This is a genomic window from Halomonas almeriensis (assembly GCF_030409235.1).
Taxonomy (GTDB): domain Bacteria; phylum Pseudomonadota; class Gammaproteobacteria; order Pseudomonadales; family Halomonadaceae; genus Halomonas; species Halomonas almeriensis.
In genome coordinates, this window is record NZ_JAUFPO010000009.1 from 335,327 (window position 1) to 348,813 (window position 13,487).

Genomic DNA, 13,487 nt, shown 5'->3' on the forward strand with positions numbered 1-13,487 from the left:
CTTTTGGCCCGGGGTCGGCCATCATTCCTGTTCTTCGTCGAGATCCAGGTCCCATTCGTCCTGGAGGTCGCGTTGCAGACGACGCGCTTCCAGAAGGTCTTCCAGGCGTCGCCGGGCCTGCAGCTGCTCCGCCCGGCTGGCCGGACGCTGCGGTGCCGCGTCGGCATCCACATCGATCTGGTCAAGCGCATCGTCATCATCATCGTCAATCGTGTCAGGGCGCATGTGATGTCCCTCCAAGGCCGGCCACGCTGCTCGGTCAGTCCACGCCCGCCGCGTGCCGATGCGCGACACGCGTCAGGGCCCCTGTCGGCTATATAAGACGAGATGCGCGAGAGTGCAAGTCCCCTGCGTGGGCTCGGGTCTACTCCGCTTCAGGCAACCTGTGGGATGTCAGTGCGGCAGCCAGGCCGCACAACGCTAACAGGAGCAGCAGCGGGGCGGTGCCCAGCCATTGGGCGAGGCCCCCGATCACCCCGCCAACCAGCAGCATCAGGATGCCCGTGAAGGTGTTGGACAGTGCCACGTAGAGGGAGCGCTGCTGCTGGCTCGCCATGTCAACGACATAGGTCTTGCGGCCCAGGCGTATCCCGGCATGCACGATAACCAGCAGGGCATAGACCAGCGCATAGGGCCAGACCTGCTGCGACCACGCCTCTGGCCACCAGGCGATGCTGGCGCCGAGCAGGCAGCAGGCGGCCGTGCCCAGTCCACCATCACGCAGGACCCGCCGGCTCGAGGTGTCGGCACGCTTGCCCCACAGCGGGCTGGCCAGCATGCCGGCAATACCCGAGACGAGAATCAGGATGCCCAGCCCGCCCAGTTCGGCGCCACTCTGCTGCTGGCCCATCAGCGCCACATAGGGCAGGGCCAGTGCACTGGCAAGCAGCAGGCCACGTGCCAGATTGAAGTGCCGGAAGGTGCGGTCGTCGCGGAGGAGTCGCAGGCCGCTGGCCAGCGACTGGCGGATGCTGTCGCCACCCTCGATGGCCCCCGGGGCTTCGCGAATGCGAGCGGCGCACAAGGCATTGATGGCCCAGCCACAGGCACCCACGCTCAGCAGGATGGCCAGGGCGAGCTGGCCGGGCCGGTCATCGAAGCCCAGCAGCACGGCTCCGGCCAGCAGGGTGGTGGCGCTGGCCACGCTACCGCTCCAGCCCATCAGGGTGCCGCGCTGGCGCTTGGCGATGGTCTTGCCCAGCACATCCTTGGTGGCAATGGATGACAGCCCGCGGGACAGTGACAACATGGTCACCACGGCCAGCACCAGGGCGCCGCCCCAGCCGCCCTCCCCCTGCAGGGCCAGAACCGCCAGGGCCGCCGCGCAGCCTGCCTGCAGGATGCTGCCGATGGCCCAGGCCCACTGGCGTCGGCGGTGCTGGCGGATCAGACCGGCGAACAGCAGCTGGGGCAGCAGGGCGCCGGCCTCGCGGATCGGTACCAGCATGCCCACCATCCAGGCCGGCCCACCGATGACTCCCAGCAGCCAGGGCAGCACCAGGCGCGCACTGGAGAGCTCGTCAGCCAGCTTGTTACCCACTGACGCCACCAGATGTAGGACGGCATTGCGCGGCTGCTCGCGACACGCCGAGTCGGGAATATCCTGGCACAGGCGGCTGTCTTCATCGCCGGTGAGCCACTCGAAGAGTCGTGATTGACTGATGTCGCCTTGTGCCATTCTGTCTCCAGGGCGGTATTATGGGGGTTTACATTCTTGCGGCACTCGAGGTGATATGTCACGTATCCATATTCACTACTGTACACAGTGCCAGTGGTTACTGCGTAGTGCCTGGTATGCACAGGAGCTGCTTTCTACCTTCGGCGAAGCGCTCGAGGAAGTGGCCCTGGTGCCTGCCCACAGCGGGCATTTCGAGATCCTCATGGATGATGAGAGCCTCTGGGAGCGCAAGCGCGACGGCGGCTTTCCGGACAGCAAGGTGCTGAAACAGAAAGTTCGGGATCGCCTGGACCCGGGCCGCGACCTGGGGCATGTCGATCGATAATGCACTACGAGCTACGAGCTACGAGCTACGAGCTACGAGCTACGAGTTACGAGTTACGAGATGTGAGTCGTGCTGGACTGGTCGCGACAAGTGTGCGGGGCTTTTTTTCAGATGATAAGTGGGGAAATGTCATGACCGGGGATCGTCGCGCGATCGTCTTCGGCCTGGGCGCAGTGGGGCTCTGGTCGACAGTGGCCACCGCCTTCAAGGTGGCGCTTTCGCACATGTCGCCTCTGACCCTAATGTGTATCGCCTCCCTGGTGTCCTGGGCGGTAATCGGGGCACTGGTGGTGTATCGCGGTGAGGCGCGTCCGGCACTGCGCAGCGGTTGGCGCACGGCTGCCTGGGCGGGCTTGATGAACCCGGTAGCCTATTACCTGGTGCTGTTCGCTGCCTATGATCGTCTGCCCGGTCAGGAGGCCATGGCGCTCAATTATACCTGGGCCCTGACCCTGGCGTTTCTTGCCGTGCCGATTCTCGGCCAGCGGCTGACGCGCATGGATGTGCTGGCCGGCCTGATTGCCTACAGCGGCGTCTGGGTGATTGCGACCCGTGGCCAGGTGCTCGACGTCAACTTTGCCGACCCGCTGGGCGTCGCCCTGGCGCTGGTCTCGACGCTGATCTGGGCGCTTTACTGGCTGCTCAATACCCGTGATCACCGGCCACCACTGGTGGCCCAGTGGCAGAACTTCAGCGTGGGGGTGCCGATCCTCTGGCTGCTGTTGTGGTGGGGCCCGGAGATAGCACCACTGAGTATGGCCGGACTGGCGGCGGGAGTGTATGTCGGCCTGTTCGAGATGGGCATTGCCTTCGTGCTCTGGCAACTGGCGATGCACGGCGTGTCGCGCACCGCGAAGATTTCCAATCTGATCTTTCTCTCGCCGCCCATCTCGCTGATGCTGCTGTTTGTGGTCGTCGGTGAGCCGGTCCTGCCTTCCACCCTGGTGGGGCTGGTGTTGATTCTCGGCGGGCTGGGCCTGCAGCAATGGCAGAAGGCACCGGCCGCGGCCGGTGCCCAATAGCCCGCTCTTCAGTCGCCGGTCTGCCGGGCGGTCTGGCCATCGGCCAGGGGCACGCCGCTGCTCTCCAGCAGGGGCGACAGCACCGGCCAGACGTTGTCGAGCACACGGGGCTGTGCCTCGGCGGTGGGGTGAATGCCATCTTCCTGCATCAGTTCGTCGTTCAAGGCCACGTCTTCCAGCAGGAAGGGCACCAGCGGCACATCAAAGCGTTCCGCGAGATCGGAGAAGACCTGCCTGAAGGCCTCACGATAGGCCTGGCCATAGTTGGGCGGAATATCGATGCCGAGCAGGGCGACCCGGGCGCCCGAGGCCTGGCTGGCCTCGATCATCGCCGCCAGATTTGCCCGCATCTGCTCAGGAGACAGGCCTCTGAGCCCATCGTTGCCGCCGAGTTCGATCAGAACAATATCCGGGTCATGCTGTCCCAGTTGCTCGGGGAGCCGGGTCCTGCCGCCAGCGGTGGTTTCGCCACTGATGCTGGCATTGACGACGTCGGCCTTTCCCTCGAGGCGGTCGGCCAGCAAGCTGACCCAGCCAGCCTCACGCTCGATGCCATAGGCCGCACTCAGGCTGTCACCCATGATCAGTATCCGCGGAGACGACCCGGCCCACACCGGCCCGTTTGCCAGCCATAGAAAGAGCGCCAGCCAGATCAGCCGCAGGGGCTGCCGGAAGGGCCTGTGAACTTGACCAACAGGGGAATGCTGCAGCATGTCCAACTCCTCGCACGCGAATGACGATACGCCGATTCTACACGCCGAGGGCCTGAGCAAGCAGGTTGTCAGTGGCGAACGATCACTGACCATTCTGCAGGCCCTTGATCTGGCAGTGCATGCCGGCGAGAGCGTGGCCATCCTGGGGCAGAGTGGGGCCGGCAAGTCGACCCTGCTGGGACTGCTGGCCGGCCTCGATGCGCCGAGCTCGGGCCTGCTGACGATGTTCGGCCAATCCCTGGGCGACCTGGACGAGGATGGCCGTGCCGGGCTGCGCGCCGGGCGTGTCGGCTTCGTCTTTCAGAACTTCCAGTTGTTGCCGACCTTGACCGCGCTGGAAAACGTTCTCATGCCGCTGGAGTTGACCGCGGCCCGTGATGCCGACCGTCTGGCCCGGCGCTGGCTGGGGCGGGTGGGGCTCGGCGAGCGACTCGACCACCTGCCCAAGCAGCTTTCTGGTGGTGAGCAACAGCGTGTGGCCCTGGCGCGGGCCTTCGTGACCGGGGCCGACCTGGTGTTCGCCGATGAGCCGACTGGCAATCTCGACCCCACGACCGGGGGGCGTATCATCGACACCCTGTTCGAGCTGAACCATGAAGCCGGCACCACCCTGGTGCTGGTCACCCACGATCATGCGCTGGCGCGCCGCTGCGATCGGTGCCTGCAACTCTCCGACGGTCAACTGGCCGAGCTGAACCTCGACGAGGTGGGCGCATGACGGACATGACACGCCTCGGCAGACTCTCCTGGCGGGGCCTGAAACGTGACATGCGCGCCGGCGATATGCGAGCCCTCTTCCTCGCCCTGGCGCTGGCCGTGGCCGCCTCGACCATGATCGGCTTCTTTCTCGACCGGCTCGATCGCGGCCTCACCCGGCAGGCCGGGCAGCTGCTGGGCGGGGATGTGGTGCTAGAGCAGTCGCGGCCCTTCGACACGGCGCTGCGCGAGACGCTGACGTCAGCGGGACTAACGCTATCGGATCAGGTCGATATGGTCTCGATGGTCAGCCAGGCCGATGCCTTTCAGTCGGTGAGCCTCAAGGCGGTGGATGATGTCTATCCGCACTACGGCGTCTCGCGCATTGCGCGAGGCGACGAGGTGGCCGAAGTGGCGTCCGGGCCGGCGCGGGGGGATGTCTGGGTCGCCCCCCGTCTGGCCATGCTGCTCGACGTCGAGGTCGGCGACAGCCTGCGGATCGGCAGTGCCGAGCTGCGGGTCGATGGGATCATCGAGCGTGAGGCCGATCCCTCGGCGGGCTTTGGCAGTTTCAATCCCCGCCTGATGATGCATGTCGACGATCTGCCGGCCACCGGCCTGGTGCGCGATGGCTCGCGCATCGAGTACGAGCTGCTGGCGGCGGGCTCGGCCGAGGCCGTGGCTTCGGTGGCACCGGTGCTCGAACGCCTGCGCGGCGAGGGGGTCGAGGTGCAGGATGTGCGCAAGGATCGGCCGCGGCTCGGCAGTGCCCTGGAGCGGGCCGATCGCTACCTGAGCCTGGCCGGGCTGGCGGCGGTCCTGCTGGCGGGTGTGGCGGTGGCCATGGCGACCCGACGTTATGTCGAACGCCACCTGGATACCGCGGCCCTGCTGCGGTGTTTCGGGGCCAGCCAGCGTGAGCTCGTGCGCCTTTTCGCCCTGCAGTTGTTATGGCTGGCGCTGGCGGCATCCCTGGTCGGCGCCCTGGCAGGACTCGCCGGTCAGGCCCTGCTGCTGGCATTGCTGGGGGCTGTGATGCCCATCGAGCTGCCGCCGCCGGGACTCCTGCCGCTGGGCATGGGCATCTTTACCGCGCTGGCGGTGCTGGCGGGCTTTGCCGGCCCTACGCTGCTTCGCTTGCGACGCGTCAGCGCGCTCAAGGTACTGCGCCGCGAGCTGGACCCGCTGCCGGCCTCGGCCTGGTGGGTGCTGATCATCGCCGCCGGCGTCTTTGGCGGCCTGCTGTGGCTGTATTCCGGTGATCCACTGCTGGCCCTGGGCCTCCTGGTGGGAGGCCTGATGGCGCTGTTGCTGCTGTGGGGCCTGGGGGGCGCCATGCTGACTCTGCTGGCCAGCTTGTGTCGGCGCCTGCCACGCGATATCGGCAAGCCGGACGGCCTCGGGCGGGCCCTGAGAATGGGCGGGCAGCAGTTGGCGAGGCGGCGCAATGCTAGCCTCGGCCAGTTGCTGGCATTTGCCACGGCACTGTTTGCCATGGCCATGATTGCTCTGGTGCGCGGTGACCTCCTGGATACCTGGCAGGACCAGCTGCCCGAGGACACCCCCAACCACTTCGCCATCAACATTCAGCCCGGCGAGCGGGATGTCTTCGAGGCGACCCTCAACGAGCGTGCCCCCACGAGCAGCGACCTCTATCCCATGGTACGCGGGCGCATCACCGCGATCGAGGGAAAGCCACCACGCGAGGTCGTGCCCGATGAAGCAAGGGGGGACAATGCCCTGCGCCGTGAGCTCAATCTGACCTGGAGCGATGAAGTGCCCAACGGCAATCGTTTGGTGGCCGGTGAATGGTTCGCGGCCTCGGCATCCGCCAGCGAAGGCTGGTTGGGTGCCGTGGATGCTCGGAGCGCGGCACCGATTTCCCTGGAAAGAGGACTGGCGAAGCGGCTGGGCCTGTCGCTGGGCGATACCCTGACCTTCACCGTGGGCAGCGAGACCCTGCAAGGGCAGGTCACCAGCCTGCGCGAGCTGGATTGGGACAGCTTCCGCCCCAACTTCTACGTGATCTTCCCGCCCGGCGTTCTCGAGACGTTCGGCCACAGCTACATCACGGCCTTCCATCTGGATGGCTCCCGGAACGGGCTGCTGCGCCAGCTGGTGGACGACTTCCCGGCAGTCACGCTGCTGGATGTCGAGTCGATTCTGTCCCGTGTCCGCGAGGTCCTGAGTCAGGTTACAAGGGCGGTCGAGCTGGTGCTGGCCTTCGTGCTGCTGGCCGGGGTCAGTGTGCTCTATGCCGCCCTGGTGGCGAGCATGCCGGTGAGAGCTCACGAGGCTGGCTTGTTGCGGGTGTTCGGTGCCGGTAATCGGTTGCTGGCCAGGGTTCAGGGGGCGGAGTTCGCCCTGCTGGGGCTCGCCAGCGGTTTGTTGGCGGCCATGCTGGCCGAGCTGGCGGCGGCCGGCATGTACCTTGTCTGGCTGGATCTGACGCCGCGCTGGCACCTCTGGCTATGGCTCGGCTTGCCGTTGGGTGGCATGCTGATGGTCGGGGGGATCGGCCATTGGCTATCGCGGGGGCTGCGCCGTCAGACGCCAATGACCAGCCTGGGCCTGCTCGGCGAAACCTAGCGAGTTGGCATCCGTGCCCGCCATATCGGCGGGGAGGGCGCCTGTCAGTGGCATGACAGGCCTGGTTCGAGGGAGGGACTCGGGGACATGGGCAGGGAAACACGATGAAGGCATCATGGCGCCTCGAGTTGCTTGAGGCCCAGCTCGAGCTCGCCCGACAGGCCACGCGTTCGGTCGTTCTGGTGGTAACCGGTCATGCGGCGGCAGGCAAGGCGGCGCTGATCAACGAGCTCAACCATCGGCTGGAAAACCGCCTCACGGAAGTGCATGCCCTGGTACCCAGCAGCGAGGATCGCGAGCGCCCCTACTGGTGGCGCTACTGGCGTCGCCTGCCGGCGCGAGGGCGGCTGGGCGTCTTCGTGCATGGCTGGTATGGCGATGCACTCTTCGCCCGCGCCGACCAGCGTCTCGGCCCCGGCGGTTTTGCCGATCGACTGGCCGAGATAGGAGCCTTCGAAGCGGAACTGGCCGCCGAAGGGGTGACCATCATTAAGGTGTGGATGGACATCGAGCCCGAGACGCAGGGAGAACACATCAAGAACCTGTGGCAGGACCCGGAGCAGGCCTGGCAGGTCAAGGACCATGACTGGCAGCGTCACCTTCAACATGCGCTCATTGAACAGCTTGGCAGCGAGATGCGGGCCGCCACGGATGCCACGCATGCGCCCTGGTATCGGCTCTCGGGCGGCCCCGGAACCCAACCCTTCAAGCAACTGGCACGCCATCTGGTCGCGGCCATCACGGCGCCCCTTGGCGAGCCGCCTGCCGAGCCCCCCGAGGCTACACAGCATGATGTCCCGTCACTGAAGCACCTCGCCGCCGAGCACCGCGGCGCGCTCGACAAGTCGGATTATCGACAGCGTCTGGCCGAGGCGCAGGCCCGGCTCGCCCGGAACGCGCGCGAGCTTCAGCAGCGTCGCATTCCCATGGTACTGGTCTTCGAAGGCCAGGACGCCGCCGGCAAGGGCGGCAGCATTCACCGCCTGACCTCGGCACTGGATGCCCGGCAGTACCGGGTTCATCAGATCGGCCCGCCCAGCGATGAAGAGCTGGCCCACCCCTGGGCCTGGCGCTTCTGGCGACGTCTGCCATTGGATGGCCGCATCGCGATCTTCGATCGCTCCTGGTATGGGCGGGTGCTGGTGGAGCGGGTGGAAGGGCTGGTGCCGCCAGACGCCTGGCAACGAGCCTATGTCGAGATATGCCGTTTCGAGCGACAGCTGCTGGCGCATGGCGCCGTGCTCGGCAAGCTTTTTCTGGCCATCGACAAGGATGAGCAGAAGCAACGCTTCGAGGCGCGTGCCGCCACGCCCCACAAGCGCCACAAGCTGACCGAGGAGGACTGGCGCAATCGTGAGCGCTGGGCGGATTACTGCCAGGCCATCGATGATGTCTTCCTGCATACTCATCAACACGGGGCGGCCTGGGCCCTGATCGATGCCAATGACAAGCGCCGCGCTCGCATTGACGTCCTGGAAGACGTCAATTGCCTGATGGAAAAGCGGTTGCTCGAGCCGCGATAACCCTTGATTCCAACGATCACCAGGGAGGTGACCGCAATGCGCATGACCCCACTTTGCACCGGCTTGATGGCCGCTGCACTGACCGTTCTCCCCTGCAGCCTGGCTCAGGCAGATGCCGAACGTCTGGAGGCGGACCTCGAGGCATTGTTTGCCGAGCGTTCGGGCGAGCTGACCATCGGTGATGTCTCGGACAGCATGCTGGGCGGCGAGACGCAGGCCAACAATATCGCGTACGTCAGCGAGCAGGGAGAGCGCCTTCGGATCGATCGTTACGCCGTCGAGGGCGATTATGACGACCCGGACCAGGTGGTCATGGAAGGCGTCAGGCTGGCCGACGAGCAGGGCGACGAGGCGGGCGTTATCGAGCTGCAGCGCCTGGTGGCGACTGGCCCGTCTCGCTCTGTGTTGTCCCTCGAGGACGGTTTGGGCGACCTCGAGGCCGAGCAAATGGTCATCGACGGCCTGAGCGTCGAGCGTCGCGGCAGCGTCGTGTTCGATGACACCACCCAGCCAGCGCGCACAATGCGTCATCCGCGGCTGACCATCGAGAGCCTGGAGCTCGCGTCGCTGTCGCCCCAGCACATCGGCAGCCTGGTCGGCCGCAACATCCGCGGCAGCGCCGAGGCCATCGAGGGGCTCGGGGATGGCGAATTCAGCCTGGCCAGCCTGGACCTTCAGGGTCTGCACGACCTGCAGAGTCAGGAGGCGCGGGCCGACCGAGTCGAACTCGAGGACCTGGACATCAGCGCAGAGGGGCTCTCGACCACCCTGGAACGGTTGCTGATCGACAGCGACATGACCGATGGGGCCGGTGGCTTGTGGCTGGAGTCGATGAACCTCGATCTGGCCGGAATGATCGAGCTCGCGCCGCTCGAGGAGCGAACCCGTCTGCGCATGATGAGCAATGTGCTGACCGGCGGCAGCGGCCAGTTGATGCTGGATGCCGCCTTCGATGGACGGTGGGAGGACGAGGGCGAGAACCGAGCCCTCCTGATCAGCGAGAGCCGGGTCACGGCTGGCAAAGCCTTTCGCTGGACCTTCGACAGCGAGACACCGGCGCGCATGCCGGAGGGCGTCGAGCCGGCCTCCTATCTGACCCGCCTCGACAGGCTGGATGAGGTGACCCTGCTGGGGGGCGAGGTCGAGACGACCCTGAGCGACCTCGGCCTGTTCGGCCGCTTGCCGGCCATCATCGCCACCACCCAGGGCATGAGCGAGGCGGACTTCCTGGCCCAGGCGCGTACTCAGGCCAAGGGACTGGGCGGCATGTTCGGGCCGGAAGCCGCTCGGCTGCTGGGCGGGCTGGTCGACATGATGGAAGGTAAGGCCAGCGAACTGGTCGTCAGCCTTTCGCTGCCGGAGGGCGGCGAGCATGAGGTCGAGGCCCTGGCCAATGATCCGCTGGTGTTGCCCAGCAAGCTGGACATGCAGGTCCAGACACGCTGAGCGCGCGCCCCCATGCTTGAGAATTTCTCAAGCCCGGATGAGAAATGATGGAGCCTCCCGAGGCAGCCTCTCATGTGAAAGCCGTCAGGGGCTGGGGTATGATGATCGTCCTGATTATTCACCGATGTGAGGTCCTGAGCCGATGTTCAGCCGTGATATGCAGATTGCCGGGTTCGATGACGCCCTCCTGGATGCGATGCAAAAGGAAAGCGCGCGTCAGGAAGCGCACATCGAGCTGATTGCTTCCGAGAACTATGCCAGCCCGCGGGTGCTCGAGGCGCAGGGCAGCCAGCTGACCAACAAGTACGCGGAAGGCTATCCCGGCAAGCGCTACTACGGCGGCTGCGAGTTCGTCGACATCGTGGAGCAACTGGCCATCGACTATGCTCGAGAACTCTTCGGTGCCAGCTATGCCAATGTCCAGCCGCACTCCGGCTCCCAGGCAAATGGCGCTGTCTTCCAGGCGCTGGTCAAGCCCGGCGACACCGTGCTGGGCATGAGCCTGGATGCGGGGGGCCACCTGACCCATGGGGCGCGTCCCAACTTTTCCGGCAAGCACTACAATGCCGTGCAGTACGGCATCGACGAGAGTGGCCGCATCGATTACGCCGAGGTCGCACGCCTGGCACGCGAGCACCAGCCGAAGATGATCATCGCCGGCTTCTCGGCCTATTCGCAGATCATCGACTGGGCGAAGTTCCGCGAGATCGCCGATGAGGTGGGTGCCTACCTGCTTGTCGACATGGCGCACATCGCCGGCCTGGTGGCCGCCGGGGTCTACCCGAGCCCCATGGCACACGCCCACGTGGTCACGACCACCACCCACAAGACACTGCGCGGGCCGCGTGGTGGACTGATTCTGTCCAGCGAGGACGACGCCGAGATCGAGAAGAAGCTGCAGGCCGCCGTCTTTCCGGGCGGGCAGGGTGGCCCCCTCGAGCATGTCATCGCCGCCAAGGCGATCTGCTTCAAGGAAGCCATGGAGCCCGAGTTCAAAACTTATCAGCAGCAGGTCGTCAAGAACGCCCAGGCCATGGCCGAGGTCTTCATCGAGCGGGGCTTCGATATCGTCTCCGGCGGCACCGAGGATCACCTCTTCCTGTTGTCGATGGTCAAGCAGGGGCTGACCGGCAAGGACGCGGACGCCGCCCTGGGGCGCGCCCACATCACCGTCAACAAGAATGCCGTGCCCAACGACCCGCAGAGCCCCTTCGTGACCTCCGGGCTGCGTATCGGTACTCCCGCCGTGACCACCCGCGGCTTCAACGCGGACGATTGTCGGGCACTCGCCGGCTGGATCAGCGATATCCTCGACGTCATGGTCAAGGGCGAGGACACCAGCGCCATCGAGGCCGATGTGAAGGGCAAGGTCGAGGAAATCTGCGGCCGGCTGCCTGTGTATCGTTAAGTTACTAACGTGGGAGGAAGTTAAATGGCAAATCAGCGAATGACTGCTCAATCTCAGGAGCAATCCCAGACAGTCACCATCGATGGCAAAGAATATCAACTGGATCAGCTGACCGAGTCCGCTCGCAACCAGGTCGTCAACCTGCAGGTCACCGATCAGGAGATCCAGCGCCTGCAGCACCAGCTGGCGATTGCCCAGACGGCACGAACCGCTTATTCGAATGAGCTCAAGTCTGAGCTCGACAAGCTCGGCTAGGCCCGGTTAGCCCGACGCCAGGGGCCGAAGAGAGTGACGGGGATGCCTGCGGGGATCCCTGTTGTCGTTTGCAGGGTCGAGGGGCGCAGACTGCTGTGCGCTGTTTCGGTTAAACGTTACAATATGATCAAACGTCACTTTCTTATTGATGCCGGGTGATTGCCATGCACTGTCCCTTCTGTGGCGCCAATGACACAAGAGTCACCGATTCGCGCCTGGTCGCCGAAGGGGATCAGGTGCGCCGCCGTCGTCAGTGTGCCGCCTGCAGCGAACGTTTCACGACCTATGAAACGGCCGAGTTGATCATGCCGCGTGTCATCAAATCGGATGGCTCGCGTGAATTGTTCGACGAGGCCAAGTTGCGGGCCGGCATGTTGCGCTCCCTGGAAAAGCGTCCGGTGGGAGCGGAGTCCATCGAGGCGGCGGTGGAACGCATTCGTCAGACCCTGCGGGCGCGCGGCGAGCGCGAGATTCACGCCCGTGACGTGGGTGAAGAGGTCATGCATGCGCTCAAGCGGCTCGACAAGGTGGCCTATATTCGTTTTGCCTCGGTGTATCGCAGTTTTCAGGATATCGACGAGTTTCGGGTCGAGATCGACCGCCTCGCTCAGGAGCCCAGCTTTCGCCCCGATGAGACGGAGTCGTCATGACGTCGGCCGATACGCCGCATGCCTGGATGGCCAGGGCCCTGCGTCTGGCGCGCCGGGGGCTCTATACCACCGACCCGAATCCACGGGTTGGCTGTGTGCTGGTAAAGCAGGGTGCGATGGTCGGCGAGGGCTTCCATGTGCGGGCGGGCGAGCCCCATGCCGAGATCCATGCCCTGCAGCAGGCCGGCGACGCGGCGCGCAGCGCCACGGCTTACGTCACCCTGGAACCCTGTGCCCATCAGGGCCGCACCGGCCCTTGTGCCGTGGCACTCGCCGAGGCCGGGGTAGCGCGTGTGGTGATCGCCATGCAGGACCCGAACCCCGAGGTCTCGGGGCGGGGGATCGAGCTGCTGAAAGAGGCAGGAGTCGCGGTCGAGGTCGGCGTGCTGGAAGAGCAGGCACGTGTCCTCAACCTCGGCTTCATCTCGCGCATGGCACGTGGGCGGCCGCATGTGTGCCTCAAGATGGCCATGAGCCTGGATGGGCGCACCGCCATGCGCTCCGGCGAATCCCAGTGGATTACCGGCCCCTCGGCGCGTCGTGAGGTTCAACGCCTGCGGGCGTGCTCGAGCGCCGTGTTGACCGGTGTCGAGTCGGTCATCTTCGATAATTCCCGGCTTACCGTGCGCGCCGAGCAGCTCGAGCTGCCTGATGCCACCTCGATTGCCCAGCGACAGCCGTTGCGGGTCATTGTCGACTCGGGATTGCGTCTTCCCCTGGCGGCGGCCTGCCTGACCCAGCCTGGCCGGACCCTGTTGGCCACCGTCGCCGGCCATGAGGCCGAGCGGCTAGACCGTCTGGAAGCAGCCGGCGCCGAGGTGGTCGAACTGCCGGCCGGGTCGGAGGGGCGTATCGACCTGCCAGCCCTGCTGGCCTATCTGGCCGCTGAGGAGTCGGTGAATGATGTCCTCCTGGAGACCGGAGCGACCCTGGCGGGCGTCATGGTCGACGTTGGCCTGGTGGACGAGATGCAGCTGTTCGTCGCCCCGACCCTGCTGGGCGGTGAAGCCCGGCCGCTTTTCGAACTGCCCGGTATCACTCGAATGGATGAACAACGGCCGCTGACCATCACGGATATTCGGGCCGTGGGGCAGGACTGGCGGATTACCGCCGTGCCCGGGGCGACATCCAGCTGACGTGACGTCATCCAACGATGCAAGGGCGGCACGGCACGCTGGCGTG

The 13,487-nt window shown here is 65.6% G+C and carries 13 protein-coding genes; 10 read left to right on the forward strand and 3 right to left on the reverse strand.

Annotation, left to right across the window (positions count from 1 at the left end; all coding sequences use genetic code 11):
* Nucleotides 1–21: 21 nt before the first annotated feature.
* A complete protein-coding gene (locus QWY74_RS08380; protein ID WP_264824117.1) occupies nucleotides 22–225 on the reverse strand; it encodes a PA3496 family putative envelope integrity protein in 204 nt (67 codons plus the stop codon).
* A 139-nt stretch (nucleotides 226–364) separates the two neighbouring features.
* Complete coding sequence (locus tag QWY74_RS08385; protein ID WP_264824116.1) at nucleotides 365–1,678, reverse strand: MFS transporter; 1,314 nt, start codon at nucleotides 1,676–1,678, stop codon at nucleotides 365–367.
* A gap of 55 nt (nucleotides 1,679–1,733) precedes the next feature.
* On the opposite strand from QWY74_RS08385, the gene QWY74_RS08390 reads away from it, so the two are divergent.
* Together QWY74_RS08390 and QWY74_RS08395 are read left to right on the forward strand one after the other, a co-directional pair.
* Nucleotides 1,734–2,003 carry an Rdx family protein gene (locus tag QWY74_RS08390; RefSeq protein ID WP_290314128.1) on the forward strand — a complete coding sequence of 90 codons (270 nt, stop codon included), beginning with the start codon at nucleotides 1,734–1,736 and terminating at the stop codon, nucleotides 2,001–2,003.
* Between the two features lie 131 nt (nucleotides 2,004–2,134).
* Nucleotides 2,135–3,025 (forward strand): DMT family transporter, encoded by an 891-nt coding sequence (locus QWY74_RS08395; protein ID WP_264824114.1) that lies wholly within the window; start codon nucleotides 2,135–2,137, stop codon nucleotides 3,023–3,025.
* Between the two features lie 8 nt (nucleotides 3,026–3,033).
* Here QWY74_RS08395 and QWY74_RS08400 read toward each other — a convergent pair whose 3' ends face one another.
* On the reverse strand, nucleotides 3,034–3,738 hold the full coding sequence (locus QWY74_RS08400) for an arylesterase (protein WP_435389140.1): 705 nt from the start codon (nucleotides 3,736–3,738) through the stop codon (nucleotides 3,034–3,036).
* Between QWY74_RS08400 and QWY74_RS08405 the strand changes: the two genes are divergently transcribed.
* From QWY74_RS08405 to ribD, 8 genes are all read left to right on the forward strand, one after another.
* Nucleotides 3,737–4,456 carry an ABC transporter ATP-binding protein gene (locus tag QWY74_RS08405; RefSeq protein WP_264824113.1) on the forward strand — a complete coding sequence of 240 codons (720 nt, stop codon included), beginning with the start codon at nucleotides 3,737–3,739 and terminating at the stop codon, nucleotides 4,454–4,456. The genes QWY74_RS08400 and QWY74_RS08405 overlap by 2 nt on opposite strands.
* Complete coding sequence (locus tag QWY74_RS08410; protein WP_290314130.1) at nucleotides 4,453–7,023, forward strand: ABC transporter permease; 2,571 nt, start codon at nucleotides 4,453–4,455, stop codon at nucleotides 7,021–7,023. The genes QWY74_RS08405 and QWY74_RS08410 overlap by 4 nt, the downstream gene beginning before the upstream one ends.
* Before the next feature lie 104 nt (nucleotides 7,024–7,127).
* Nucleotides 7,128–8,546, forward strand: coding sequence for a hypothetical protein (locus tag QWY74_RS08415; protein WP_264824111.1), 1,419 nt, complete (start codon nucleotides 7,128–7,130; stop codon nucleotides 8,544–8,546).
* 36 nt (nucleotides 8,547–8,582) lie between these two features.
* Nucleotides 8,583–9,992: a hypothetical protein gene (locus QWY74_RS08420; protein ID WP_290314133.1), complete on the forward strand. Its 1,410-nt coding sequence runs from the start codon at nucleotides 8,583–8,585 to the stop codon at nucleotides 9,990–9,992.
* Nucleotides 9,993–10,134: 142 nt separating this feature from the next.
* Complete coding sequence (gene glyA / locus QWY74_RS08425) at nucleotides 10,135–11,400, forward strand: serine hydroxymethyltransferase (protein WP_290314135.1); 1,266 nt, start codon at nucleotides 10,135–10,137, stop codon at nucleotides 11,398–11,400.
* A gap of 39 nt (nucleotides 11,401–11,439) precedes the next feature.
* Nucleotides 11,440–11,655 carry a DUF6447 family protein gene (locus QWY74_RS08430; RefSeq protein WP_290314136.1) on the forward strand — a complete coding sequence of 72 codons (216 nt, stop codon included), beginning with the start codon at nucleotides 11,440–11,442 and terminating at the stop codon, nucleotides 11,653–11,655.
* A 164-nt stretch (nucleotides 11,656–11,819) separates the two neighbouring features.
* Nucleotides 11,820–12,305, forward strand: coding sequence for a transcriptional regulator NrdR (gene nrdR / locus QWY74_RS08435; RefSeq protein WP_264824107.1), 486 nt, complete (start codon nucleotides 11,820–11,822; stop codon nucleotides 12,303–12,305).
* Nucleotides 12,302–13,441, forward strand: a complete 1,140-nt coding sequence (gene ribD / locus QWY74_RS08440; RefSeq protein ID WP_264824106.1) for a bifunctional diaminohydroxyphosphoribosylaminopyrimidine deaminase/5-amino-6-(5-phosphoribosylamino)uracil reductase RibD — start codon at nucleotides 12,302–12,304, stop codon at nucleotides 13,439–13,441. Before nrdR ends, ribD begins: the two co-directional genes overlap by 4 nt.
* The last annotated feature ends 46 nt before the right edge of the window (nucleotides 13,442–13,487 follow it).